At 70.3% G+C, this 24,787-nt stretch carries 23 protein-coding genes and 1 tRNA gene; 18 read left to right on the top strand and 6 right to left on the bottom strand.

From position 1 onward, the window contains the following. Positions 1-808 precede the first annotated feature (808 nt). From ACFYQA_RS03925 to ACFYQA_RS03915, 3 genes are all read left to right on the top strand, one after another. A complete protein-coding gene (locus ACFYQA_RS03925) occupies positions 809-1,012 on the top strand; it encodes a hypothetical protein (RefSeq protein WP_388911065.1) in 204 nt (67 codons plus the stop codon). A 177-nt stretch (positions 1,013-1,189) separates the two neighbouring features. Further along, on the top strand, positions 1,190-1,399 hold the full coding sequence (locus ACFYQA_RS03920) for a hypothetical protein (protein ID WP_388911062.1): 210 nt from the start codon (positions 1,190-1,192) through the stop codon (positions 1,397-1,399). A 142-nt stretch (positions 1,400-1,541) separates the two neighbouring features. After that, complete coding sequence (locus ACFYQA_RS03915) at positions 1,542-1,748, top strand: hypothetical protein (RefSeq protein ID WP_388911059.1); 207 nt, start codon at positions 1,542-1,544, stop codon at positions 1,746-1,748. A 755-nt stretch (positions 1,749-2,503) separates the two neighbouring features. Here ACFYQA_RS03915 and ACFYQA_RS03910 read toward each other — a convergent pair. Both ACFYQA_RS03910 and ACFYQA_RS03905 read right to left on the bottom strand, forming a co-directional pair. Then, positions 2,504-3,163, bottom strand: a complete 660-nt coding sequence (locus tag ACFYQA_RS03910; RefSeq protein ID WP_388911056.1) for a YdcF family protein — start codon at positions 3,161-3,163, stop codon at positions 2,504-2,506. Continuing rightward, a complete protein-coding gene (locus ACFYQA_RS03905) occupies positions 3,160-3,954 on the bottom strand; it encodes a GntR family transcriptional regulator (protein ID WP_352333652.1) in 795 nt (264 codons plus the stop codon). The genes ACFYQA_RS03910 and ACFYQA_RS03905 overlap by 4 nt, the downstream gene beginning before the upstream one ends. A gap of 579 nt (positions 3,955-4,533) precedes the next feature. Between ACFYQA_RS03905 and ACFYQA_RS03900 the strand changes: the two genes are divergently transcribed. From ACFYQA_RS03900 to ACFYQA_RS03875, 6 genes are all read left to right on the top strand, one after another. After that, complete coding sequence (locus ACFYQA_RS03900) at positions 4,534-4,803, top strand: DUF6284 family protein (protein ID WP_388911053.1); 270 nt, start codon at positions 4,534-4,536, stop codon at positions 4,801-4,803. Continuing rightward, entirely contained in the window at positions 4,800-5,246 is a 447-nt protein-coding gene (locus ACFYQA_RS03895) for a Pycsar system effector family protein (RefSeq protein WP_388911050.1), read from the top strand. Before ACFYQA_RS03900 ends, ACFYQA_RS03895 begins: the two co-directional genes overlap by 4 nt. Beyond that, the gene (locus tag ACFYQA_RS03890) at positions 5,243-6,103 is read left to right on the top strand and encodes a protein spdB (RefSeq protein ID WP_361458097.1); all 861 of its coding nucleotides are present in this window, start codon (positions 5,243-5,245) and stop codon (positions 6,101-6,103) included. The genes ACFYQA_RS03895 and ACFYQA_RS03890 overlap by 4 nt, the downstream gene beginning before the upstream one ends. Positions 6,104-6,151: 48 nt before the next feature. Next, positions 6,152-6,469, top strand: a complete 318-nt coding sequence (locus tag ACFYQA_RS03885) for a hypothetical protein (RefSeq protein WP_360035164.1) — start codon at positions 6,152-6,154, stop codon at positions 6,467-6,469. Positions 6,470-6,871: 402 nt separating this feature from the next. Beyond that, positions 6,872-8,983 carry an FtsK/SpoIIIE domain-containing protein gene (locus ACFYQA_RS03880; protein ID WP_388911046.1) on the top strand — a complete coding sequence of 704 codons (2,112 nt, stop codon included), beginning with the start codon at positions 6,872-6,874 and terminating at the stop codon, positions 8,981-8,983. A 207-nt stretch (positions 8,984-9,190) separates the two neighbouring features. Next, entirely contained in the window at positions 9,191-9,643 is a 453-nt protein-coding gene (locus ACFYQA_RS03875; protein WP_388911043.1) for a hypothetical protein, read from the top strand. Here the strand turns inward: ACFYQA_RS03875 and ACFYQA_RS03870 are convergent. Then, a complete protein-coding gene (locus tag ACFYQA_RS03870; RefSeq protein ID WP_388911040.1) occupies positions 9,640-9,972 on the bottom strand; it encodes a hypothetical protein in 333 nt (110 codons plus the stop codon). The genes ACFYQA_RS03875 and ACFYQA_RS03870 overlap by 4 nt on opposite strands. Before the next feature lie 206 nt (positions 9,973-10,178). On the opposite strand from ACFYQA_RS03870, the gene ACFYQA_RS03865 reads away from it, so the two are divergent. The 4 genes from ACFYQA_RS03865 to ACFYQA_RS03850 all read left to right on the top strand — a co-directional run bounded on the left by ACFYQA_RS03865 (position 10,179) and on the right by ACFYQA_RS03850 (position 14,624). Next, the gene (locus ACFYQA_RS03865) at positions 10,179-11,063 is read left to right on the top strand and encodes a DNA primase (RefSeq protein ID WP_388911037.1); all 885 of its coding nucleotides are present in this window, start codon (positions 10,179-10,181) and stop codon (positions 11,061-11,063) included. A 2-nt stretch (positions 11,064-11,065) separates the two neighbouring features. Then, on the top strand, positions 11,066-12,547 hold the full coding sequence (locus tag ACFYQA_RS03860; RefSeq protein WP_388911124.1) for an ATP-binding protein: 1,482 nt from the start codon (positions 11,066-11,068) through the stop codon (positions 12,545-12,547). Between the two features lie 453 nt (positions 12,548-13,000). Then, positions 13,001-13,186 carry a helix-turn-helix domain-containing protein gene (locus ACFYQA_RS03855; protein WP_360035182.1) on the top strand — a complete coding sequence of 62 codons (186 nt, stop codon included), beginning with the start codon at positions 13,001-13,003 and terminating at the stop codon, positions 13,184-13,186. A 61-nt stretch (positions 13,187-13,247) separates the two neighbouring features. After that, positions 13,248-14,624, top strand: coding sequence for a tyrosine-type recombinase/integrase (locus ACFYQA_RS03850; protein WP_388911034.1), 1,377 nt, complete (start codon positions 13,248-13,250; stop codon positions 14,622-14,624). 135 nt (positions 14,625-14,759) lie between these two features. Here the strand turns inward: ACFYQA_RS03850 and ACFYQA_RS03845 are convergent. After that, positions 14,760-14,846, bottom strand: a tRNA-Ser gene (locus ACFYQA_RS03845). 65 nt (positions 14,847-14,911) lie between these two features. Beyond that, entirely contained in the window at positions 14,912-16,507 is a 1,596-nt protein-coding gene (locus ACFYQA_RS03840) for a S1C family serine protease (protein WP_388911032.1), read from the bottom strand. 309 nt (positions 16,508-16,816) lie between these two features. Between ACFYQA_RS03840 and ACFYQA_RS03835 the strand changes: the two genes are divergently transcribed. The 3 genes from ACFYQA_RS03835 (at position 16,817) to ACFYQA_RS03825 (ending at position 19,746) form a co-directional block, all read left to right on the top strand. Next, a complete protein-coding gene (locus ACFYQA_RS03835; RefSeq protein WP_388911029.1) occupies positions 16,817-17,644 on the top strand; it encodes a glycerophosphodiester phosphodiesterase in 828 nt (275 codons plus the stop codon). Between the two features lie 197 nt (positions 17,645-17,841). After that, positions 17,842-18,462 carry an ATP-binding protein gene (locus tag ACFYQA_RS03830; RefSeq protein ID WP_388911027.1) on the top strand — a complete coding sequence of 207 codons (621 nt, stop codon included), beginning with the start codon at positions 17,842-17,844 and terminating at the stop codon, positions 18,460-18,462. Between the two features lie 294 nt (positions 18,463-18,756). Then, entirely contained in the window at positions 18,757-19,746 is a 990-nt protein-coding gene (locus ACFYQA_RS03825) for a DUF5926 family protein (protein WP_388911024.1), read from the top strand. Positions 19,747-20,207: 461 nt separating this feature from the next. On the opposite strand, the gene ACFYQA_RS03820 is transcribed toward ACFYQA_RS03825, so the two are convergent. Then, complete coding sequence (locus tag ACFYQA_RS03820; protein ID WP_388911021.1) at positions 20,208-20,873, bottom strand: bifunctional DNA primase/polymerase; 666 nt, start codon at positions 20,871-20,873, stop codon at positions 20,208-20,210. Positions 20,874-21,400: 527 nt separating this feature from the next. On the opposite strand from ACFYQA_RS03820, the gene ACFYQA_RS03815 reads away from it, so the two are divergent. Together ACFYQA_RS03815 and ACFYQA_RS03810 are read left to right on the top strand one after the other, a co-directional pair. Beyond that, on the top strand, positions 21,401-22,951 hold the full coding sequence (locus ACFYQA_RS03815) for a PP2C family protein-serine/threonine phosphatase (RefSeq protein WP_388911018.1): 1,551 nt from the start codon (positions 21,401-21,403) through the stop codon (positions 22,949-22,951). A 303-nt stretch (positions 22,952-23,254) separates the two neighbouring features. Further along, positions 23,255-24,766 (top strand): aminopeptidase P family protein, encoded by a 1,512-nt coding sequence (locus ACFYQA_RS03810; RefSeq protein ID WP_388911015.1) that lies wholly within the window; start codon positions 23,255-23,257, stop codon positions 24,764-24,766. Positions 24,767-24,787: the final 21 nt, after the last annotated feature.

Below are 24,787 nucleotides of genomic sequence, written 5' to 3'. Positions count from 1 at the left end.
GCAGCGGCCAACCGGAAACGCATGCTGCCCGGAACCGAAAAACCACCCCGAAACCAATCACACCGCGCGATCAGAGATCACGCGGTGGATCGAGGCTCAAAGGCCGAGTCAACGCCGTCGGCGCGATCAGTAGCCGAAGAAGTGAAGGGCCGGATCTCTGACCTGCGGCTGTGTAATCGATCAACGCTGCGACCTGCGGCTTAGCTGTCGCTGGTTGTCAGCGTTGGTCGTCGTTGAGCGCCCTTCGACGGCCCCGAGACGGCCCCAGGGATAGCCCCGGGGTCACTGGTGCTTCCCATTGCTTGGCCTCCAGATGCGAACTATGGGCAGTGTGGTCGCAGAGGTCTGGACGGCACGTCAGACGGTCACTCAGGGCCGTTGGTGTTCGGGGCTGGTTGCGGTGGTTGCTGTACTTCCGTGCTGTACAGCAACCACGCTGACCACCGCTTTAGGAGTTCCTTCCGGCCGCCCAAGGGCCGGGTATGCGGCTCGCTGGCGGACGCTAAACAGAATGTGTAGCGTCCCGCAGCGTCCGGCCACCCTCCGCCACAAAGGGCGCGTTTCCGCAGGTCAATACGGCTCTTAGTATTGGGCCGGTTGCGGACGCTGCCCCCTTCGGAACAACGAAGAGACCACCCATCCGGCCGGGGTGGTCTCTTCGTTCTAGGGCCTGTCCGACGGGTCGCGTCACCGACCCCGCACCCGACAGCCCTGTCACCCGAATGGCGCAACATGACGTGCCACCCACATGGGTGAGGATCACGCTGGCTAGTGCCCCAACCTAGGCAATCCGTGAAAGGGGAACCACATGCGCATTCGACGAATCCTCGCCCCCGTCATCGCCACGGCAGCCCTCGCCGGACTCGGCCTCACAGGCGCCGCCACCGCCACCGCACAGGATAACTTCAACTACACCACCGCTGCTAAGTGCAGGGAGGGCGGCGGAGAGCCCTATCTGCACAACACCGTCAAATGCTGGGGCGGTAAGTACGACGGGTACACCATCGACTAAACCCCACAAGGCGCCCCGCAGCCACGCGCTGCGGGGCGCTCCCGCGCGAGCGTAGCCGGGAGAGTCGCTGCCGGCGAGGCGGAACAGCAGCTCGCCGTGCGCGGAGCGGCCGACCCGTTCGGCGAGGCGCAAGCTGACTCGTGCCCCAACCGAGGCAATCCGTGAAAGGGGAACCACATGCGCCTTCGACGAATCCTCGCCGCCGGCATCGCCACGGCAGCCCTCGCCGGACTCGGCCTCACAGGCGCCGCCACCGCCACCGCCGCCACCGCACAGGGTGCCCCATCCGACGTCACCCCTTCTGAGTGCCAGCAGGGCGGCGGAACGCCCCATCTGGCGGACAGCACCTGCGAGGGCGGTACGCACAACGGGGAGAGGCTCGACTAGGGCCTGTCCGACGGGTCGCGTCACCGGGCCCCGCACCCGACAGCCCTGTCACCCGAATGGCGCAACATGACGTGCCACCCACATGGGTGAGGATCACGCTGGCTAGTGCCCCAACTGAGGCAATCCGTGAAAGGGGAACCACATGCGCCTTCGACGAATCCTCGCCGCCGGCATCGCCACGGCAGCCCTCGCCGGACTCGGCCTCACAGGCGCCGCCACCGCCACCGCACAGGGTGTCCCATCCGCCGTCAGCCCTTCTCAGTGCAGGGAGGGCGGCGGAACGCCCCGGATCGACTTGCCGGGCAACCCCTGCGTGGGCGGTACATACGACGGCCAGGCGGTCGACTAAACCCCACAAGGCGCCCCGCAGCCACGCGCTGCGGGGCGCTCCCGCGCGAGCGTAGCCGGGAGAGTCGCAGGGACTGTGCCGACCCGTCGGGCACGCTAGGTCTGAGTCGGCCCGGAAGCATGCGGCGGGCGGGAGCTCCCGAACGCCGTCGCGCGAGCGCAGCGAACTGACGGAGCACTTCGGCTTGAGCCACCACTTACGACGTTGGATGCAATGGCGGACCGCCTCACCGCCTGGTGGACGTCGATCCGCACGCAGGAAGTCTGAGCAGTGAGAACGGCCCGGTGCGGCTCAGGGACGGCCCGACAGCCGAACGCTTAGCCACGAAGGTGGTGCATCTAGCGGAGCGCCCATGACGGGCTCGGCCACATCGCGGCAGCAGCTGCTCCCCCTCGACCCATCTCCCGGCGCTGGTCCGTTCACGCTGTCGCATCCGTGACGGCGGCGGTACGGCGGCCCGGTTACGCCGGCCTTTTCTGCCCGGCCTGGTCGCCCGGCCCCGGCGCCATCCCCTTCCGCTGCTTGCCTGATCGACAGCACAACGGCCTTGGCCGCAGTCGGCGGCGCTCGTGCCACGTAAACCGCTCAGCGATGCCGCCCCTCTCCATGGGCTGTACGGGTTGCTCCCATCTGCCCCCTGCACGCGGCGCGCCGCCGGGCGCGGCCAGCCGGGGCGAAGACAGGAGGCAGGCCGCGCCGCAAAGGCGGCGCGCTCCCCGCGCCGTGCGCGGGGTCTTGATGAAGCAGAGAAAGTTCTACCGCGCTTCTTCTGCCACGAGTCGGCTCGTGAATCCCTCGGCTTTCAACCGCTCGTACGCGGCAGCCACGTCGTCCGGGATCTGCTGCTCGATCATGAACCCTTGGCGCGGGTAGACCGTGAGTCGCTGCTGGGCCCCGACCAGCATGTCGACGACCAGGTGCACGTCCTGGAGGGAGTCGACGTACTGGGCGAAGGACATGGGGGTCGACGCGCTCACCCACTCCACCTCGGGCCAGATCTTGCACGCCGTCGCGTACGCCCGTCGCTCTTCGTAGGGCTTGCTGACCAGCAGAGCGGACGACACGGGAATGCCTCGCTCTTCCAGCAGTACGCAGGAGAAGCGGATGTTCTCGCCCGTGTTCCTGGCGTCGGGCTCGACGAGGATGGCGCTCGCCGGCACCCCCAGCTCGATCGCGCGCTCTCGGTAGTGCTCGGCCTCGCCGCGGGGCATTCGTTCGCGCGTCGTGCGGCTGGTGGCGCCGGTGAAGACGATTACCGGTGCCATGCCTTGGTGGTACAGCTCGGCGGTGGTGTCGGCGACCCCCAGGTCGTGGCTGCCGAGGCCGATCGCCACAGAGCACGGGCGCGGCTCATGGCCCATCTGCTGGAAGTCCCAGAGCCGCTGAGCGTCGGCCCATGCCTGTGTCGGGATCACTTGCTCTCGTCCTCCGTTTTTGCCGAGTCGGGAACCTTGAACTCGTAGGCCCACGCGAATCGAGTGGCCGCGTGCACTCCGATGGCGAACTCCACCACAGTCCCGTCGGCCGTGTACGTCGTGCGGTGCAACTCCACGACCCACTCACCCGGCGAGAGCTGAAGCAACTGGGCTTCCTCCGCGGTGGCGACGCGGGCGAAGAGTTCTTCCTTCATGCGGTCGATCTCGTATCCGGCGTCGTACAGGACGCGGAAGCCGCCACCCCGGCCGGCGGGGCCCGGCGTCGGGTCCACGATGCGTGTGCCTTCGACGTGCTCGGGACGGTAATAGCTGGTCAACGTGTGCGTCGGCTGTGCACCCTCTTTGACCACACGGGCGCGTGCGTAGACGTCCGCCCCCTCCGGGAGTCCGTGAGCTTCGGCGACTGCGGCAGACGCCTTCTCCTTGCGGACGGTCTGCGTCTGCTCGTTCCGCTGGTACGTACGCCCGGACGCGACCCGGTCGGCGATGAACGCCACCTCGTCACCGTCGCGCCACTTCGCCTTGTCGTACCGGGCGATCCCCAGTCGCTTCAAAGGCTTCGGCTCCCGCACGACGGTGCCGTGCCCACGCGAGGAGGTGACCAGTCCTTCGGACTCCAACGCCTTGTAGGCCGCGTGGACTGTGGACTTCGACCCTTCACCGGCTTCGACCAGTTCTCGGATCTGCGGCAACTGGTCACCGGGCTGGTACTGGCCACTCCTGATCTGAGCAGCCAGCCGGTCCGCGAGCTCTCGCCATTTGGGCGCCATGTAGCCCTCCTCTTGTCACTGCCCAGTGAAACACAGTCCCAGGACTGTGCGCCATGGCCTTCTCAGCGACCCGCAGTCCTAGGACAGCGGGAATCGGGGTGCCTTCTTTGGTGTCCCCATTCGCAGGGCGGAGCACGCTGCAAGACCGCCCGGCAAGGCCAGGGGACAGGGCTTCGGCCCGACTGGCGAGGTGGCCCGGTGACCGCGAGCAACGGCCGGAGAGTGGGGACAACAGCCCCCCCTTGCAGTGCGTATCCCCTGATCAGACGACCTAAGGAGCGGCAATGAGTCGACGAAAGCGATGGGCGCGGCCGTGAGCGACCGAGACAGCCGCGCCGTTCCATCCCCGGTCCGTGAGCGCCAACGAGCGCCACTGCCGGCCGGTCACGTTCACCGAATCGCGGCGATCAGCGCCGCGCCGGTTGCCTCCTTCGGCCGTCCGGGACCGCTCTTCGAGCGGGGTCCGTACGGCCGAAGCGGCGGGGAGCCGGAGAACCCGACTTCAACGGCGTGAGCCCCCGGTGCGCGAACACCGGTGGCTCTTTTCGGGCCGTTCACCCGTGAGAGGAACACGACCCAATGAGTCACATCGTCACTGTTCAGGACGCTGTTACCGCGTTCGCCGACTTCATGGAGCCGACGGCCACGGAGCTGGACGCGATCGAGCGGGAGATGCCCGTCATCCTGGCGGACGTCGACCTGGTCGACGCGCACATCGCCGCCCTCGACCGAGTGCCGAACGAACTGGACGCCCGCCGCATCCGCCGGGCCCGCCGCCGCGCGCTCGCCGCCCGCGTCGCGCTGCTCAACCGCACGGCCGAGGCGCCCCTTTCCGGGGGTGCCGCGTGAGTGCCGCCGAGAAGAACCTGACCGCCGCCCACGCCGAAGTGAAGGCGGAGATCGCCCGGACCGACGCCAAGACGGCCCTGTTACTGGCGTTCGTCGGCGCGGTGCTCGCCGGCACCTGGACGGTCGCCCGTGACCTGCCGCTGAACCTCCCTGCCCTCACCGTGGGCGGAATCGGTCTGGCACTGCTGGTCGGCGCGGCGGGGCTGCTGCTGCGGTCGGTGCGGCCGAACTTGTCCGGTCGGCACGGCTTCCCGTTGTGGGCCACCCTGTCCGCCGAGGAGATCAACGCGGTCGTGGGCGGGGACCTGGCCGCCGACATCGCTGGCCTGTCCCGCCTCGCCGTCCGCAAGTTCACCTGCCTGCGCCGCGCGGTCGACCTCACCCAGGCCGGTGGCGTCCTGCTCATCCTCGCCGCCCTGCTCACCCTCGGGGGTGCGGCATGAAGGCCCGGACCGTACTGCCCGCCGTCGCGATGACGACGGTTTCCATGGTGCTGACCCTGGCCGTGGTGGTGATGTGGCTGGGCACGGCGATGCCGTGGCTGGTCGCGCTGGTGGTCGGGATCGGCATCGACGGCGGCTGGCTAGCCACCCTCGCCTACGAGCGCCGCCTCGCCTCACAGGGTGACCACAGCCGTGTGGTCACCGCGGTCGGCTGGGGCTTCGGTCTGCTCGCCACCGCCGTCCTGGTCGCCCACGCGCTCACCGCCGAGGAGTCCGCCGGCGCATGGCTGGCCGTGGCCTGGCTGCCCCTCGCGGCCAAAGCCTTGTGGCTGGTCCATGGACTGTGGGAGCGCACCGCGCTCACCCCGGTCGCCCTGGACGCGATCCGCGGAATCCAGCAGGAAGCCCGCGACGAGGCGGCCGTGGCCCGCGCCCGACTTCGTGCCGAAGCGGCGACCGAGGAGACCCGGCTGACGGCCGTGACGGAAGCCGGTGCGCGCGTCGCACGCGTCCAGGCCACCACCGCCGACACCCTCGCGAAAGCCTGGTCGACGCTGGAGTCCGCGCGGGCGGGTCAGGACACCGGCAGGGCGCTGACCAGCGTGACCACCCGCGTCACGCCCGACGTCACACCCCGGTGGGAACTCCCGGTGTGGGGGCCGTCCGAGCCTCTCCCGAACCGCTCGTTGGAGGCCGTCCCGGCACTCACCGATGAGGCCCTGGACGTCATCGTCGACGAGATCCGCACCAGCGAAACCCCCGCCCTCTCCTACCGCGAGATGGCCACCCGGTTCCGGGCCGCCGGGCACTCCGCCTCCGAGGTCCGGCTACGCGCCGCATGGAAGCGGGTCGCGTGATGCCCGCGCGCCCACCCGAAGCCTTCGCCACCCCGAGGAGTGCCTGAGATGGGTAAGCCCGATACCCGCCGCCTGGACCGCGAGATTCAGCAGACCACCCGCAAGCTGGACGCCGTCCGTCGTCGCGAACTGTGGCCGCTGGACCGCCGCGAGCGCCGCGCCGTCGCCGGTGCCGCCGTCACCGGCGGCTACCGACTCCACCGGGGCGAGAGCACCGGCCGCGCCGAACGGGCAATGGACACCGCCTGGACGGCCGCGGAGACCCGGCTGATCGCCGAGATCACGGCCCTGCAGACCGAGCGGCAGCGCATCGTCACCGAGGCCGCCCGCGACAAGGCCGCTCGGAAGTCGACGGGGTGGTGGTGACCATGGACGCCCGTTGCCCCGCCGCGCACCCGGACGACCCCACCTTGTGCGTGGGTCCGGTCGTCGTGACCGTCCTCGACCGCAGCAACGGGGGCGCGGACGGCTGCGAGCACCACGCTGCCCGGCTGCTGGCCTCCTTGGAGGGGGGCCGCGTCTACGCGCTGCCTGACGCCCCGGCCGGTGCCGCGCTCCGGGTGTTCACCGCCGCTGACACCCTCCGCCCGTTCTGCTGGCTCGACGGCCCGCGCACCGAGCCGTCCCAGCTCAGCCGTGCGGAGAACCGCACCCGGCACGACCGCTGGCCCGCTCGCTCTGGTGGCCGTGCCGCACCCCCGGTACGGCACGGCCACCAGGTCCCTTCAGCTTCCCGCCCCTGTGGGGGCAGTCAGGAGACGTTCCGTGATGAGCGACAACGTCGTTCGCCTGCACAAGACCACCAACCCCCCGCCCGTCGAACCGGCACCGGTGACCACGCTGACCGTGGTCCCGGACGCGGCACCGCCGGCCCCCGTGCCGCTGTGGGTGCGCTCCGGCCACGTCATCAAGCGCATCGCCACGGATGAACGCACCACGAACACGCTGCGGTTCACCGCCCGGCACAGTCTCTTCGTGGCCGGTGGGGCGCGGATCGTGGCCCGCCGCGCGTGGGACGGTCGGACCGCCGCCCGCTACGAGCGCTACATGCGCACGGCCGAGGCCGCGGGGAACCTGGAAGCCGCAGCCGAGTGGGAAGAGCGCGGACAGCGGTTCCGCGACGCCCGGCACCGCCGCCGCATGGACCTGCTCCACTCCCCCGTCGAAGCTGCCAGGGGCATCCTGGTCGGCACTGGTATGGGCATCGGCGGCCTGGTCGCCCTCGGGATCGTCCTGGCTATCGCCACCAAGGACGCCTCCGAGGTGGTCACCCCTCTCATGGCGGTCATCGAGTTCGTCCACCTGCTCATCACCATCGTCACCGTGGTGTGGGGCCCGCTCCTGTCGATCGGCCCGTTCCTGGCCCTGCTCGCGCTGTGGGCCGTGGGCCGTCACCAGCAGGCCGCACCCCACTGGGCCCTCCCCGCGAACGTCCGCTCGGGCGAGGGAGAGCCGGTCACCCCGTCCATCGTGGTCAAGGCCCTCCGCGACCTGGGGGTGCCCGCCCTGGCACGGGCGATCAAGGAGATGGGCGACGCCGGCGCGTCCATGCTCGGCCCGATCACGATCGCCGGGTGCGGCGTCGAGGTCGACGTCACCCTGCCCTCGGGGGTGTCGACCAACGAGGTGCAGGCCAAGCGGCGCAAGCTCGCCGAGAACCTGACCCGGCACGAGCACGAAGTGTTCATCACGATCCCCCAGGCCGCCCGCACGGTGCGGCTCTGGATTGCTGACAGCGGGGCGCTGGACGAGCCGATCGGCCCGTCCCCGCTGGTCACCGACGACACCATGACCGCCGACTACAAGAAGGGCCGCGCCCCCTGGGGCCAGGACCTGCGCGGCGACGCCGCCGCCCTGTCGCTGTATCAGCGCCACCTGCTCATCACCGGCCTGTCCAACCAGGGCAAGACTGTCGCCCTGCGCTCCCTGGCCCTGTGGCTCGCCCTCGACAAGTCGGTGCAGTTCCTCATGGGCGACCTCAAGGGCGTCGGAGACTGGGCCATGTTCGACGACCTGGCCGACGTCCTCATCCAGGGCCCCACCGATGAGCACGTCATCCAGGTGACCGAAATGGTCGAGAGCGCGGTGGACGAGATGAACCGCCGCATCCAGGCCCCGCCCGGCACCACCTTCCCGCCCCTGATCGTGCTGGTCGACGAAGCGCAGGTCGCGTTCATGTGCCCTGCCAAGGACGAGGACAAGCGCCCCTACGGCGGCTCCAAGGCGAACTCCCGGTACTTCATGGCCGTCCGCAAGATCCACAACCAAGGTCGGGCGGTGAACGTGCTGATGTGGCAGGGCACCCAGGACCCCACCAACGAGAACCTGCCCAAGCTGGTCCGCGAGGGCGCCCACACCCGCGCCTCCCTCGCCCTCGGCACCGAATCCCAGGCCCGCATGGCCCTGGGAGACAAGGCCGTCGACGGCGGCGCCGCCCCCAACCTGCTGCGTCCGGGCCTGGACCGGGGGACCCTGGTCGTCGCCTCCGACGGCATCGCCATCCCGGCCGGACAGTCGTCCCTCACGGTGCGCACGCACTACATCGACGACGACGCCGAGACCATCACCGACCGGGCCAGGGCCCTGCGCGACGGCGTCACCACCCTGCACGCCATCGCGCGGGGCGAGGATCACGATCCGCTCGCCGACATCGCCGCCGTCATCGGCGACGCCCCCCGCGTCCGCACGAAGGACGTCCTCGCCCGGCTCGCCACCCGGAACGCGGACGCCTACGGCGGCTGGTCGTTCCTCGACCTCAAGCGCGTCCTGGACGCCGCCGCCGGGCCGTACAAGTCCGACGGCGTGATGGTCGTCTCCCGCGACCGGGTGGCCCGCGCCCTCGCCCACCGCGACACCGACGGTTCCGCTTCCGCCGACTGACGGCAGGGAGCCGCACCGCTGCGGGTCAGGGAGACAGGGAGAACTCCCTGAACCCCTCCCTGACCCGCCTCCCTGGCCCCGACCTGCATGAATGATCGTTCAGGGAGTCAGGGAGGCACGCAGGTCAGACCCCCGAAACGCCCCTCCACACGGCACCCCGAAGGGGGTGTCTCCGCCTCCCTGGCCATGTGCCGGAAGGGATTCCGCATGTACCCCGAACCTGCCCACCACGTGCCCGCCGAACGGGCGGTGGAAGTCCACCGGCCCACCCCGCTCCCGCCCGCCGTCCCGGTCGCTGCGGTGCAGCCGGGCACGGTGCCGGCGGTGGCGAGCATCGTCCTGCCCGACGGCCGGATCGTCACCGGCTACGCCGTCGAACCGGCGCAGCCCGAGCCGGTCACGGTGAAGCCGGCCGTCTCGCGAACGGCGGTGAACGTCGCCCTCGGGGGTGTCGGGTTTCTCGCGGTGTGCGGCGGGCTGCTGCTGCTCACCTCGTTCATCGCCGCGCTGACCGCGTTCATCACCCAGCTCATCATCCTGGCCGCCGTCGTCTTCGGCGGCTGGATCGCCGTCCAGGTCCTCGGTCCGAGCGGCCACCGGAGCGGCACCACGGTGAACATCCGCAAGGCCGTGTTCAAGCGCAACCACTTCCACGGCTAGGGCGTGCCGCTGCCCTGTCGATTAGCGCCCGGGCGCTGGCTCACCGTCATCACGATGAGGCCGGTCAGCAGAAGCCCGACGCCCGTCAAGGTCACCAACGACCGGATGCCGAGATTGCTGATCACCAGCCCGAAGAGCACCTGACAGCACAGGCCGAAGGCCAGCACCAACTGACCCCAGCCGTAGAGGCGAACGCGGTAAACCCGACGCCGGTTCCAGGGAAGCACCCAGCCCCGGGTAACCGCCGCTACGCCCGAGGCAGCGATGAGCGACGCCACCAGAACAGCCAAAACAGCCAGAACAGAAGGTATGTCGAGATAGAGCATCATGATCCCTCCCTGCGCACCGGACCCCCGCCGGACGCCGCCGTGATCATGACACCCGCCGCATCCCGCGTCCACGCGCTTCCCTGCCCGCGACGCTCCTGATCGGCCGGACAGTCCCAGCTACGTCAAGGGCGACCCCCCACTCACGCCAATGAAACGGGGCCGCCCTGCCAACCAGTCCGCTACAGACCTGTTGGAGGTCTCCCAGCATGACCCAACCCACCCTCATCCGGCGAGTGCCCGGCCCACGGCCGCGGCTGCCCGACCCCCTGCGGACCGCGCTGCCGCTGGCCGCGACCGGTGTGCCGGTGCTGCCCCTGCGACGGGGGAAGGTGCCGTTCGGCAACTGCCACCGGTGCGCGCAGAACGCGTGCGGTGGCCGGCCGAACATGAAGAGCGCGGGCCCGTGCCGGTGCCCCGGCGTCTGCCACGCCTGGGCCGCCGCCACCACCGACCCGCACGTCCTCACCTCCCCGGCCTGGACGGCCGCATGGCGGCGGGCCGTCACCGTCGCCTACCACCCCGGCGGCGCCGGGCTGACCGTGGTCGACCTCGACAACGCGGCGGCCGTCGCCTGGGCCCGCGAGACCCTGCCCGCCACCCGGGCCGTGCCGACGACGCGCGGTGAGCACTGGATCTACCGGGGCACCATGGCGTCGCACAACGCGGTCCGTCCCGGCGTCGACATCAAGTCGACCATGTCCTACGCCCGCTATCTCGGGCCCGGCACCGGCACCATGACCGCCCTGCCGGACGCCGTCCGCGCGCTGGCCGTGAAGGAGCCGCCCACGGTCCGCCCGGCTCCTGCGGGCGTCGTGCCCGCAGGAGCCGGAGGCGGGGAGTGCCCCCACCGCACGCCCGCCTACCTGGACCGGGGCATCGCCATGGCCGAGCAGCGCATCACCGAGGCGTCCAGCGCGGTCCACGCGACCGTGTACCGGACGTTCCTAGCCGTGCTGTCCACGCACGGCCGGTGCGGCTGCCTCACCGACGCCCACATGGCGCGGCTGTTCACCGCCGCCCAGGCCAAGGGCGAAACCCTGCGGCACTGCACCGAAGCGTGGACCAACGCCCGCACGAAGCTGGGGATGTGACCGTGTCCGACGACGAGAAGACTCCCGCCCGCGAGGTCATCACCGACTACGCGCAAGCGCACTTCCGCTACTTCCGCACCGCCGACGGAACCGTGTACGCGCAGAAGAACGGCCACCCCGTGGCCCGCCCGATCCGCTCCCAGGGCACGACCGGCAGCCACCGCCAGGAACTCATGGTCGGCCTCTTCCAAGACGGATACGGCGTATTCAACGGCACAGCACTCAAGGAGGCGTTGGACTTGATCGAAGCCCTCGCACTGAGCCAGAGCGTGCAGCCCGTTCACATCCGTGTCGCCCCCGGATTCGACGGAGCGACCTGGATGGACCTCGGCCGCAACGACGGCCGGTCAGTCCGTATCCACCCCACCGGTTGGGACATCGCCGTCCCCGACCCGCGCGAGGTGTGCTGGAAGCGCACCCAGCTCACCGGCGAACTCCCCATGCCCGTGAAGGACACCGACGGCAAGGGCATCGACCGGCTGATGCGGCTGTGCAACTTCGCCACCGCGGAAACCGAGAGCCTGGCCCTCGCCTGGCTCATCGGCTGCCTCGAACCCTCCGTACCGGTGCCAGCGCCGTTCCTCACCGGCCCCCAGGGCGCCGGGAAGTCCACCGGTGGCCGCATGCTGGTGCGGATCATCGAAGGCATGAGCGGCGACCTGCGGCGCGCGCCGAAGGACGAGGAGAACCTGATCGCGGCCGTGGCCGCGGGCTGGGTCACCGCCCTGGACAACCTCTCGCACTTGGCTCCGGACCTGTCCGACGCCATGTGCTGCATCGTCACCGGAGCCGAGACCGTCAAACGCGCTCTGTTCACCGACGGCGACGTGGTCCGCGCCCGCTACCGTCGGCCCCTGCTCCTCACCGGCATCGACGTCGGCGTCATCCGGCCCGACCTTGCCGAACGCCTCCTGCCCCTTCGCCTGGAACGCCCGCGCGTCCGGCGCACCGAGGCGGAGCTGTGGGCAGACTTCGAAGAAGCCCTCCCGGTCATCCTCGGCTCGCTCCTGGACCTCACCGTGCAGGTACGCGCGGCTGACGCGGACATCCCCACGGACCTGCGCATGGCGGACTTCGCCCACCTGTGCGCCCAGCTCGACACCGCCACCGGCATCGGATCCCTCGCCGCCTACCGAGCCAGCCTCGACGACCTCAACGACGACGTCATCGAAGGCGACCTCCTGGCACAGACCGTCCTCAAGCATGCCGCCGGTTTGGAGGCGGGGGCGGAGCAGCGGATGACCTCCACCGAGTGGCTCCAATGCCTCACCGGCCTCTACACCGGCGAGGACTGCCGCTCGCTTCCCAAGGGCTGGCCGACCACGGGCAAGGTGCTCTCCGACCGGCTCAAGCGTCTCCAACCCACTCTTGCCGCCAGGGGCGTCCTGATCGACTGGGGCCGCACCAAATCCGCCCGCTACATCGAGATGACCCGCTCCTCGTCGGCCCCCACGGAGAAGCACGAGCAGCGACCCGCGTTCTGACCCCCGCGCCGACCATGCCGACCTGTACAAGCAAGAGGAGCACCCCGGCACGGCGTGCTCCTCTTGCTGTTCAGCGGCGGCAGCCGCTCTGTGCGAACGCGCCGCGAAGCGGCTCCCCTCTTCGACACTCCGCGCCGCACGACACCGAAGACCACCTCTCTTCTCCGAAGAAAGAGAACCTGCGTCACCCACGTCACCCGGCGCAGGGACAACTACCTGACCTGCCTCTACAGCGGTGACGCAGGACGGTGGGCATGCGTCATCCCGTGTCACCCGCGTCATCGGGTGACACGGGTGCGCGTCACCCGATGACACCCCTCTCAGCTCCGCGTCATCCCAAACACGCTGGCCAGGGGAACCGAATGACGCATGTGACGTGGTGACGCAGAAATCCCCACCTCGGACGGAAGCACCCACAGACCCGAGTAGAGCTCGGCCAATGAGGAGTCACCGATGGCAAGCCACAAGATGCTGAAGCTCCCCGAAGTCCTCGCCGAGATCGGCATGAGCCGCGCCGCCTTCTACCGCATGCGCGCACGGGGAACGGCTCCGAAGCTCATCAAGCTGCCCAACGGGCAGCTCCGTTGCCGTCGCAGCGACCTGGACTCGTGGTGGGCCGCGCACGAGATGTGCGCCTGACCCGCAACGCCCCGAGGGGACCCCGCCACCCGGCGGGGCCCCCTTTTCGTTAAGGAGAACAATGCACAGCTACGACGTGCGCGTCTGGAACATCCGAAAGCGTCCGAGCAAGGCCGCGCCGTTCCAACTGCGGTGGCAGGTGGACGGCAAGGAGTACCAGGAGAAGTTCGCCACCAAGACGCTCGCCGACGCACGCCGCGCGGAGCTGCTCACCGCGACGCGCAAGGGCGAGCCGTTCGACACCGAAAGCGGACTTCCCGTCTCCGAGGTGCGCGAGCGCAACCGGACGAACTGGTACGCCCATGCTCGTGCGCACGTCGCCCGGAAATGGCCCACCGCGGCGGCCAAGCACCGAGCGAGCATCGCGGAGAGCCTGGCCATCGCCACGATGGCGCTGTGCCCCACCGGGAAGGGCCGGCCGTCGGACGACGTTCTGCGTCGCGCGCTCTACCAGTGGGGGTTCAATGCGGGTCGTCACGACCAGGAACCGCCGGCGGAAGAGGCCAAGGCTCTGGCATGGGTGGAGCGCAACGCGCCGGCCGTGGTCGACCTGGACAACGCCGCACGCGTGCGCACGGTGCTGGAACACCTGGCCAAGCGGCAGGACGGCAAGCCCGCCGCCGCCAACACGTTCCGGCGCCGCCGCACGGTGCTGAGCAACTGCCTGCGCCTGGCCGTCGAACACGAGCTGCTGCCCGGCAACCCGCTGCACCGCGTCCACTGGGAGACGCCCAAGGCAGTGGAAGAGCTGGACGTGCGCAGTGTCGCCACCCCCACGCAGGCACGGGCCCTGCTGGACGCCGTCCGCGCGCAGGGGCCCCGCGGGGCCCACCTGGTCGCGTTCTTCGCCTGCATCTACTACGCGGCATTGCGGCCCGAGGAGGTGTCCATGCTCAGCACCGACCAGTGTGAACTCCCGTCGAAGGGGTGGGGGCGGCTCATGCTCGCCGGCGCCCGGCCGCAGGTGGGATCGGCCTGGACGGACGACGGTAAGCCGTACGAGGAACGGCAGCTCAAGCACCGCGCGCATCGCGCGGTCCGACCGGTCCCCATCCCGCCCGTCCTGGTCGGCATCCTGCGGGATCACCTCGCGGTGCTCGGGGACACCGCCGACGGCCGGCTGTTCAGCGCCGTGCGCGGCGGCCCGGTCCGCTCGCAGGAGTACGGCGCGGTGTGGAAGGAGGCCCGTCGCAAGGCGCTCACCCCGGCCCAGGTCGCCTCTCCGCTGGCCGCCATCCCGTACGACCTGCGGCACGCGTGCGTGTCGTTCTGGCTCCGCTCCGGGGTGAGCCTCGCCGAAACGGCCCGCCGCGCGGGACAGAGCGTCGCGGTGCTCCAGCGCTACTACGCCAAGGTGCTGGACGGCGAGGAGGACAGGATGAACGCCCTGATCGAGCAGGGTCTCGCCGAGCACGAGGGCGGAGCCGAGAAGGCGTGATTCCTGGCCGCAGGTTGGCCGCACGCGCTGGTCAGAAGCGGGACAGCGGCGCGTCAAGGTGAGACAAGGTGCACGCAGAGAGGGTGCCCCGATCAACGGGACACCCTCTCTGACCTGCAACGTCTACGACCTGCGCGGAGGCGGTGGGATTTGAACCCACGGTGACATCGCTGCCACGACGGTTTTCAAGACCGTTCCCTTAGGCCGCTCGGGCACACCTCCCCACGCTCACCGGGTAATCGGCGGCGCGGGGACAAGGGTAACGGGTCGGTGCGGGCGGGGTGGGGTCAGCTGTCGCCGACGCGGGAGCCCAGGGTGAGCTTCGTGGTCTGCTCCTTGCCGCCGCGTTGGTAGGTGAGGGTGACCTCGTCGCCCGGCTTGTGGGTCCAGATCTCGCCGATCAGGGTCGGGCCGGAGTCGATGACGCGGTCGTCGAGCTTGGTGATGACGTCACCGGGCCGCAGACCGGCCTGGTCGGCGGGGCCGTCGGGGTCGACCGAATCGGAGCCGCCGGCACCCTGATCGGTGATCTTCGCCCCACCCGTGCCTTCCTCCAGGGAGACCGACGCGCCGATCTTGGCGTACACCGGCTTGCCCGTCTTGATCAGTTCCTGGGCGACGTACTTGGCCTGGTTGATCGGGATGGCGAAGCCCAGGCCGATGGAGCCGGACTGGCCGGTGCCGAAGCCGCCGTTGCTGGTGGACTGGATGGCGGAGTTGATGCCGATGACGTTGCCCTGGGCGTCCAGCAGCGGTCCGCCGGAGTTGCCCGGGTTGATCGAGGCGTCGGTCTGCAGGGCGCTCATGTACGAGGCCTGGCTGCCGGTGCCGTCGCTGGAGGCCACCGGGCGGTTCTTCGCGCTGATGATGCCGGTGGTCACCGTGTTGGACAGGCCGAACGGGGCGCCGATGGCAATCGTCGAGTCGCCGACGGCGACCTTGTCGGAGTCGCCCAGCGTGAGGGGATTCAGGTTCGAGGGGGCGCTCTTCAGCTTGATGACCGCGACGTCGTAGCCCTGGGCGTGACCGACCACCTCGGCGTCGTACTTCTTGCCGTCCGGGAAGGTCGCCGCGACCTTCCCGCCGTCCACGGCCTCCGCCACCACGTGGTTGTTGGTGACGATGTGTCCCTGGGTGTCGAACACGAATCCCGTGCCGGTGCCGCCTTCGCCGCTGCTGCTCTCCGCCTCGATGGTGACCGTGCTCGGCAGCGCTTTGGCGGCCACCCCCGCGACCGTGCCCGGGTCGCGCTTGACGTTGCCGCCGCTGGCGGACGACGAGACGGTCGTCGAGCCGTTGCCGTCGTTGTTCTTGGCCAGCGTGTAGCCGAGGCCCCCGCCCAGGCCGCCCGCGACCAGCGCGGCCACCAGGACCGTGGCGACCAGGCGGCCACGTCTGTCACCCTTCTTCGGCGCCGGCTCCTGGTACGAGGAGCCCCATCCGGCCGCGCCACCACCGGCTCCATCACCCGCGCCCCCGTCGTACGACGGAGCGCCCGGCGCCGGGGGCGGGGGCCAGGAGGCGTCGGGCGGGGAGGAGGTTCCCGCGGGGAATCCCGGCGGAGGGCCGGTGGGGGACTGGCCTTGGGCGCCGTAGCCTCCCTGGCCCGCATGGGTGCCCTGAGCGGCGTGTCCGGCCGGCTCGCCGTATCCGCCGCGGTCGACGCCATCGCCGTACCCCGGGTACTGAGACGAACCGTGACTCTGTACCGCACCGGGCGCGTTCGGCGGGACCAGGGGCAGGGGGGTCGTAGGGCTTTCCCCGTCCGGAGCCGGGCGTTCCGGATGCGTCTGAGCAGCGGGAGCGTCCACCGGCGTGGGCGGTACGGACGGGGCCGGGGGTACCGATGCGCCCTCGTTTGTGCCCTCGTTCTCGGTGCTCACAGCTCTCTCTCCTCGATCCACGGCCGTTGTTCCAGGTCGCACTCGGTCACGTTCATTCACGCTCGATCACGCTTGTCGACGAGTCCGGTGCGCTTCAGCTGTGCATGTCTCTTTGTATGACGTCAGTTTTTCCCATGGGCCGTCAGGGCACCATAAGCCGTTCCTGTGGGTGCGAGACCATCCCTTACATAGGGCATTACTCACTAAGGGTGCACCAGCCCCATGCCTCCGATCAGACGTCCGCGGCCCTCACGCCATCAACACCCACGCCATCGCACAGATACCCCCATGCGATGGCACCATGACGCGGTGACCCATGCACGTCAGCGCCTGCCCCAAGTCGTCGCCCACCGCGGAGCCTCCGAGGACGCCCCCGAGCACACCCTGGCCGCATACCGCAAGGCGATCGAGGATGGTGCGGACGCGCTCGAATGCGACGTACGCCTGACCGCAGACGGTCATCTCGTCTGCGTTCACGACCGTCGCGTCAACCGTACGTCCAACGGCCGCGGCGCGGTGTCGGCACTGGAGCTCTCCGATCTGTCCACCCTGGACTTCGGCTCCTGGAAGACCCGGGACCCGCTCGGGGGACGGGCCGAGGAGCCCGACTGGGAGTACCGGCCGGAGGACCGGGAGGCGACCTCCGTCCTCACCCTGGAGCGACTGCTGGGGCTCGTCTCCGACGCCGACCGGCGCGTGGAACTGGCGATCGAGACCAAGCACCCCACGCGGTGGGCAGGGCAGGTGGAGGAGCGGCTGCTGCTCCTGCTGAAGAGATTCGGCCTGAGCGCACCCGGCATCCCGGAGGAGTCCCCGGTACGCGTGATGAGCTTCTCCGCGCGGTCACTGCATCGCGTGCATGCCGCCTCGCCCACCCTGCCGACGGTCCACCTCATGCAGTTCGTCTCGCCCCGCCTGCGCGACGGGCGGCTGCCGGAAGGAGTGCCGATCGCGGGCCCCTCGATCCGGATCGTCCGCAGCCACCCCTCGTACATCGAGCGCCTGAAGCGGTCCGGCCACCAGGTACACGTGTGGACCGTGAACGACCCCCAGGACGTGGACGCCTGCGTCGACCTCGGGGTCGACGCCATCATCACCAACCGCCCCCGCGCGGTGCTCGACCAGCTCGGCCGCTGAGCGGGACGGGGCGGATCGACCATGCGGCCCGGCCCGGCCCGTCCCGTCCCGTCCATGCAGGGCTCTTGACCGCGGGCCCCTTCTCGCCCCATCCTCACATCTCGGCCACATCGACTAGATCCAGCCACCCGATTACGGGGAGTGCTCCGGCGCATTCGTTACGTGCTTGATTGTTTCGAGTGCGTCACCACACATGGATGGGCCGGTTTCCGGTTCAAGCCCATGGGGCATTCACACCGTGGCGTGGGGCGAAGGAGGTCTCGGGGGTGGCGTTGGTGGTGGCACAGGAGGTGCCCACGTCGTCGAGCATGGCCGTACCCCATGGCCCTGCGGGCGTGGGGAAAGCGAGGCGCCGTATGCGCCTGCAGTTGCGCGACGGCGGAGTGGCGGACACGGTCATCGACGATGCCGTACTGATCCTTTCCGAACTGCTGAGCAATGCGTGCAAGCACGGCAGACCTCTGGGCGACGCCCCGGCCGGGGACGGCGACGTCCGCGCGGCCTGGCAGGTGGATCCCTGCGGTCGGCTGGTCGTGGAGGTCACGGACGGCGGAGGCCCGACCAGGCCGGCGCCGGCAACCCCGTCGGTCACCGCGCACGGCGGCCGGGGGCTGAACATCATCACGGCGCTGGCCGACGACTGGGGCGTACGCGACGAGGTACCGGGCGAGGTCACGGTGTGGGCCGTCGTCCACGACGACGTGCACGACCCGGACGCCGGACACCGGCGCAATGACTTCACCACGCGGGTGGCAGCCCCCATGGTGTCCGAGATGTCCGGCCTGGAATTCGCGGACGCCTTCGATCGACTCGACTGACGACGCGCGCGCGGCGATCCCCACAACCACTCCGCACAACCACTCCGCGCGGCCGTCCGCCGTCGCCTGCTGTCGACCACCATCGACCGCCTCACGGCCGCCGTCGGTCGCCTCACGGCTGCTGTCGCCCGCCTCACGGCCGCATCGTGCGGACCCGGTTCCGTACGGATCCGGTCCCGTACGACTCGCGCGTTGCCCACAGTCGGCATGTTGTCCACAGGATCCCGTCAGCCGCGCCGTGAACGACTAGGCTCCCGCCCGTACGAGACGAGCCGTAACCGGGAGACACCCACGATGGCCAAGAAGCGCCCTCAGACCAAGGCCAAGCGCCCGCAGCTTACGGACGGAGCCCGCGCCGCAGGCGCTGATGGGAACTTTCCGGTCGTCGGCGCCCGCGAGCCCTGCCCCTGCGGCAGCGGCCGCCGCTACAAGGCCTGCCACGGCCGTGCCGCCGCGCACGCCGTGACCGAGCTGGTGCACCGCCCGTTCGAGGGGCTGCCGGGCGAGTGCGACTGGGTGGCGCTGCGCGAACTGGTACCCGCCGCCACCGTCGAGCTGCCCCTCAAGGACGGCCTGCCCGACGGCGTCCCGTCGGTCACCCTGGCCACCGTGCTGCCGATGGCCTGGCCCGCGCTGCGCCGTGACGACGGTTCGGTCCTCCTCGGCCTGCAGAACGACACGTCGTCCGGCGACATCAGCCGCGACCTCGCCGACACCCTCCAGCGCGCGCTCATCGCCGATCCGGGCACCCCGGTACAGGCCCGCCGCGCTCCGGCCGACGGGCCCCGGCTGCAGGATCTCCTCGACCCCGAAGGCGCGTTCGAGCCGGTGGTGCACAGTGGCTTCGAGTTCTGGGTCCCCGACCCGGAGAACGCCACCCCGGACGTGACCGCCTCCCTGGAGCGGGCCAACTCGGCAGCCATCCCGACCGTCATGCTCTCGGGCGTGGACTCCGCGTACTGGTGCGAGACACCCGAGAAGAACCATCTGCGGTGGGTCATGCCGCACCCCGAGGAACAGCTTCTGGACGCCTTGGCGCGACTGCATGCGGCGGGCCACTCCTCCCTCGGTGAAGGGACCCGTCTGGTGGGCTCCTTCCGCGCTCACGGACTCACGGTCCCGGTCTGGGACCTGCCCAGCGGGGTCGGCGCCGAGGACGTGGAGAAGCCGGCGGCCGAGTTCGCCGAGCGCCTCGCCGCGGCCCTGGCCACCGACACTCCGCTCACCGCCGACGAGCGCCGCGCGCGTGGAGGCCTGACCAACCGTCAGGTCACCCTCAGCTGAGGCATGGGTGCGCCCCCGGTCGTGCTGACTGCCCGGTCAGCACGACCGTCCGGCCCCATGACCGGATCCCTCCACAACTCCCGGTGGAGACAAGCCAGTCGGTGACCGGAAAAGCTGAGATCGAATTTGCTAACAGCCGATCTCTTGTTACCGTTCCAGTAGCCCGGTTGCTGGTGCATCCCCCGTCGCCAGCAACCGGGTCTTTCTGCGACCACTCTTCTTCACAGAAAGCAGTCGCACGGCAACCACCGGTTCCCACCGGTCGGCCGCTCCCCGGAACACGGCACGACAGCGGCCCGCGTCCGGCCCGCTTCCCGAACTCCATGTCTGCGTAACCTGCGTGGAGCACCGCTCGAAGCCGCCCCGCCGATGTTCAGGTGGAGACCGTGGAGACGGCGAAGCCGCCGGATGCCGCGCGGCAACAGACAGGAAATGCCGGACGCCGTGCCCGCCGACGGCCGCTACTTCTCGGGCGCGCTCACACCCGTACGGGTGAGGGCCTCGACCACGGCGTCCACCACGGCCTCGACATCGGGCACCCAGGGTGAGGCCGAGCCGGGCAGCGGCGCGCGCTCCCAGCGGACCTCACCCAGGCCGGTGGTGGACGGGGGCAGGGCGAGATAGCCGCCCTCGCCGTGAAAGCGGAGGGATCCGGGGACGAAGTCCTTGGCGTACAGCAGCTCGCCCAGCTGCTCCAGGGAGTACGGCTTGACCAGGATCGACCAGCGGTCCGCCGAGGCGACGACCGGGCCGAGCCGCATGCCGAGCCGGTCGAGGTCGCCCAGGGCCTGGGCGGCCGGCGCGGCGGGCAGGGAAACAGCGCAGGGCGCCCTGCCCCCAGTGGCCAGGATGACGGGCGCCGTGGGCCGGTTGCCCCACCACCAGCGCACCATGCGCGCGTCGGTGGTGGCGGCGAGGAGCCCGGGGTCGAAGGGGTGGGCTCCCGGCACTGTGCATTCGGAGTCCGGGCAGCCGCAGCGGGACCCGCCCTGCGGATCCGTCGCCACACCCGGGAGTACCGGCCACTGCCAGTCCGAGGCGAAGGTCAGGGCTGCTTCGATCAGCTGGGGCCCACTGTCGCCTCGCCGGGACAGGAGCCTGCGTCGCCTTCCGAGGATCTCGCGCATGAGCGCTCGTTCCTTTCCGTTGCACGCCTGGCAACACCGTGGTCCACATCACAAAATGTGTCGATCACTGCACTGTGCGTACCTACTGTGCGTACCTGTTGACGCATCACATCCCTGCACCGGGCAGGGGGAGCCCCTATGGGCCGAACAAGGACTGCCTCCGCGGCCGTACCACCCGTACTGCGTCGATCGGAAGCACGGGGTGGCGTGGGGGTGGCGAAGTCTGGCGTTTACCGTCGCGCGTGTTTCTCTCCGCCTCCGCCACGGGAGGATGGGGCACGGTCGTCGGTGGTTAAGACGCCCGGGTCCGTCACCAGGTTCCCGGGTGATTCCCAACCACCCCTGGCCTTCTCCGAGTACGTACCCATCACGACCGCTGTGACGCTCCGTCGAGCGAGCCCAGTCGACCGCAATCAGCCTCCCCCTGAGGCAGTTTCAAGCCAAGTTTGATTTTCGGCAAGAGGGCGGGAGCGAGTTCCCTCCGGACTCCCTCCGAACCCACGGACACCAGGAATCCCAGCAGGACAATGCTGGACATCTCCTCACGAGAACGTGTACATGTGGAGACACCGCCGGCGACGCCGGACGACATGGGGGTTTGCGATGCTTTTGAGCAGTTCGTACCGGTGGGAAAGCCGGACGCCATGAGCGCCCCGCACCCTCCGAAAGTGGCTGGAATCGATTCAACGGTTCCGGCCCCCGCGCACACTGTCGCGTCCGTTGCTACGGGTACCTCTCCGATCGCCCCGGCAAACCCCCAGACCGCACCGGGTGCGCTTCTGCAGGACCGGCTCGCGGGATGGGTCTCCGACCTCACGACCCTCCATGAGCTGACCGAACGCCTGGCCCGCATCAGCTCCCTCGACGAGGCACTCCAGGAGCTGTTGCGCGCCGGCGCCGCCCTGGTGGGCGCCCGTCGCGGTCTCGTCGTCCTGGAACCCGCCGACGGTCGCGGCCCGGACACCATGATCGGTCTCGGCCTGGCCCGCGCCGATCTCGGCCACATCGAGACGATCCCGCGCAGCGCGGTGCCGTACGGCAGAATCCTCGACGGACTGCCCGGCACCGACGACGGCATCGCCGTACCCGACCTGCTCGCCGAGAAGGGACTCGACCCCCGGCACCGTGAGGTCGCCGCCCGCCTCGGCTACGCCGCGAGCTACACGCTGCCCCTCACCCCCGAGGCCGCGGCCGACGCGGACGCCGCGCAGGCGGCGGAGACGACACGACGACTGGGCGCCGCGGTGTGGCTCTACGACGAGCCCGCCGAGCCGTCGGAACGCCAGCGGCACCTCATCGGCCTCTACGCCCGGTACGCCGCCGAGCATCTCGCCCGCCTCCTGGAACTCGAGCGCGCGCGTGCGTCCATGGCCACCATGTCCGAGGAGCTCCTCCCCTCGCGTCTGCCCCGGATCCCCGGCGTCCAGCTCGCCGCCCGGCACCGCACCTCCCCGTACGGCGGCGGCGACTGGTACGACGCGCTGCCGCTGCCGGACGCCGCCCTCGGCCTCGCCGTGGGGTCCGTCACCGGGGCCGGGCCGAGCGCGGTCGCCGCGATGGGGCGGCTGCGGGCGTCCCTGCGCGCGTACGCCGTGATGGAGGGAGAGGACCCGGTCGCCGTCCTGTCCGACCTGGAACTGCTGCTGAGGCTCACCGAACCGGCCCGGTCGGCCACCGCGCTGTTCGGCTACTGCGAACCCGCGCTGCGCAGGATCACGCTGGCCGGTGCCGGGCACAGTCCGCCGCTGCTGCTCGGCGAGCGCCGCACGGAGTTCGTGGAAACGTCGGTCTCGGCCCCCCTGGGCATGCTCGCCTGCTGGGAGGCGCCGAGCGTGGAGATCCACGCGGAACCGGGAGAGACGGTTCTGCTCTACACCGACGGGCTGCTGCACCGCACCGGTGATCCCACCGACCGCGCCTTCGCGCGGCTGCACGCGGCTGCCGCCGGGGTGCCCCAGGCGCTGCGGCGCGACCCCGGCGCGATCGCCGACCACATCCTGCGCACCGTGCTGCCCGAGGGTAGGGAGACGACTGACTCCACGGAGGACGTCGTCCTGCTGGCCGCACGGTTCGAGTAGCCGCCCCGGGCGGGGCGGGAGGAGGAGACGCCGGACAGGCAGGAAGATGCCGGTTCGCAGGACCGGTTCGCGGCCGGCTCGGCACCCGTTCCTGTGCCTGCGCCTGCGCCTGCGCCGTGCCCCCTCGCGTACCGATGGCCCCCTCCCGCACCCGCTCCCGTCACCTCCCGCGCGCCCTCGGTAACAGGCCCTTCCCCCCGGTGACCGTTTCGTCGGTAACCGTACGATGGAGGAGGTCCCCCGGCCCGGACGAAACCGACACCCTGGGGGAGGTCCAGAGCCTTACCGAGGAGGATGACCGCTGTGGCAGAAGAGCTTCCGACCGCGTTCGACGAGGCCGCCGGTACGCCGGGCCCGGAAGGTCCGCAGGCCTCGGCTGGCCCGGACACCGGTGAGGAAGAGCCCGTCAAGCAGCGCAAGAACGGCCTCTACCCCGGCGTGTCCGACGAGCTGGCCGAGAACATGAAGAGCGGTTGGGCCGACACCGAGCTGCGCGACCTCGAGCCGATCCCCCAGGCAGCGGAGACCGCCGCCCGCCGCGCCGCGCTGTCCGCGCGCTTCCCGGGCGAGCGTCTGGTCATCCCCGCGGGCAACCTGAAGACACGGTCCAACGACACCGAGTACGCCTTCCGCGCCTCGGTCGAGTACACCTACCTCACCGGCAACCAGACCGAGGACGGCGTCCTCGTCCTGGAGCCGACGACCGACGGCCACCAGGAGACGATCTACCTCCTGCCGCGCTCGAACCGCGAGAACGGCGAGTTCTGGCTGGACGGCCAGGGCGAGCTGTGGGTCGGCCGCCGTCACTCCCTCACCGAGGCCGAGAAGCGGTACGGCATCCCCGCCGCCGATGTGCGCGAGCTGGCCGGTGCCCTGCGTGAGGCCACCGGCCCGGTGCGTGTCGTGCGGGGACACGACGCCGGCATCGAGACGGCGCTGACCGACAAGGTCACCGCCGAGCGCGACGAGGAGCTGCGCGTCTTCCTCTCCGAGGCACGGCTGGTCAAGGACGCCTTCGAGATCGGCGAGCTGCAGAAGGCCGTCGACTCCACCACGCGCGGCTTCGAGGACGTCGTGAAGGTCCTCGACAAGGCCGAGGCCACCAGCGAGCGCTACATCGAGGGCACGTTCTTCCTGCGCGCGCGGGTCGAGGGCAATGACGTCGGCTACGGCTCCATCTGCGCCGCAGGCCCGCACGCCACCACCCTGCACTGGGTGCGCAACGACGGCCCGGTCCGCTCCGGCGACCTGCTGCTGCTCGACGCCGGTGTCGAGACGCACACGTACTACACGGCGGACATCACCCGTACGCTGCCGATCGACGGTACGTACAGCACACTACAGAAGAAGATCTACGACGCCGTGTACGACGCCCAGGAGGCCGGTATCTCGGCGGTGAAGCCCGGCGCCAAGTACCGGGACTTCCACGACGCCGCCCAGCGGGTCCTGGCCGAGCGGCTCGTCGAGTGGGGTCTGGTCGAGGGCCCGGTGGAGCGGGTACTCGAACTGGGTCTGCAGCGCCGCTGGACACTGCACGGCACCGGCCACATGCTCGGCCTGGACGTCCACGACTGCGCGGCCGCCCGTACCGAGACGTACGTCGACGGCACCCTGGAGCCGGGCATGGTGCTCACGGTCGAACCGGGCCTGTACTTCCAGGCCGACGACCTGACCGTCCCCGAGGAGTACCGGGGCATCGGCGTCCGCATCGAGGACGACATCCTGGTGACCGAGGACGGTAACCGGAACCTCTCCGCCGCGCTGCCCAGGCGGTCGGACGAGGTCGAGGCGTGGATGGCGGCCCTCAAGGGCTGATCGCCGCTCGAGCGGCGGATG

Source organism: Streptomyces sp. NPDC005774, from assembly GCF_042871645.1.
GTDB classification, from domain to species: Bacteria; Actinomycetota; Actinomycetes; order Streptomycetales; family Streptomycetaceae; genus Streptomyces; species Streptomyces pratens.
This window is presented reverse-complemented; position numbering and strand designations above follow the sequence as displayed.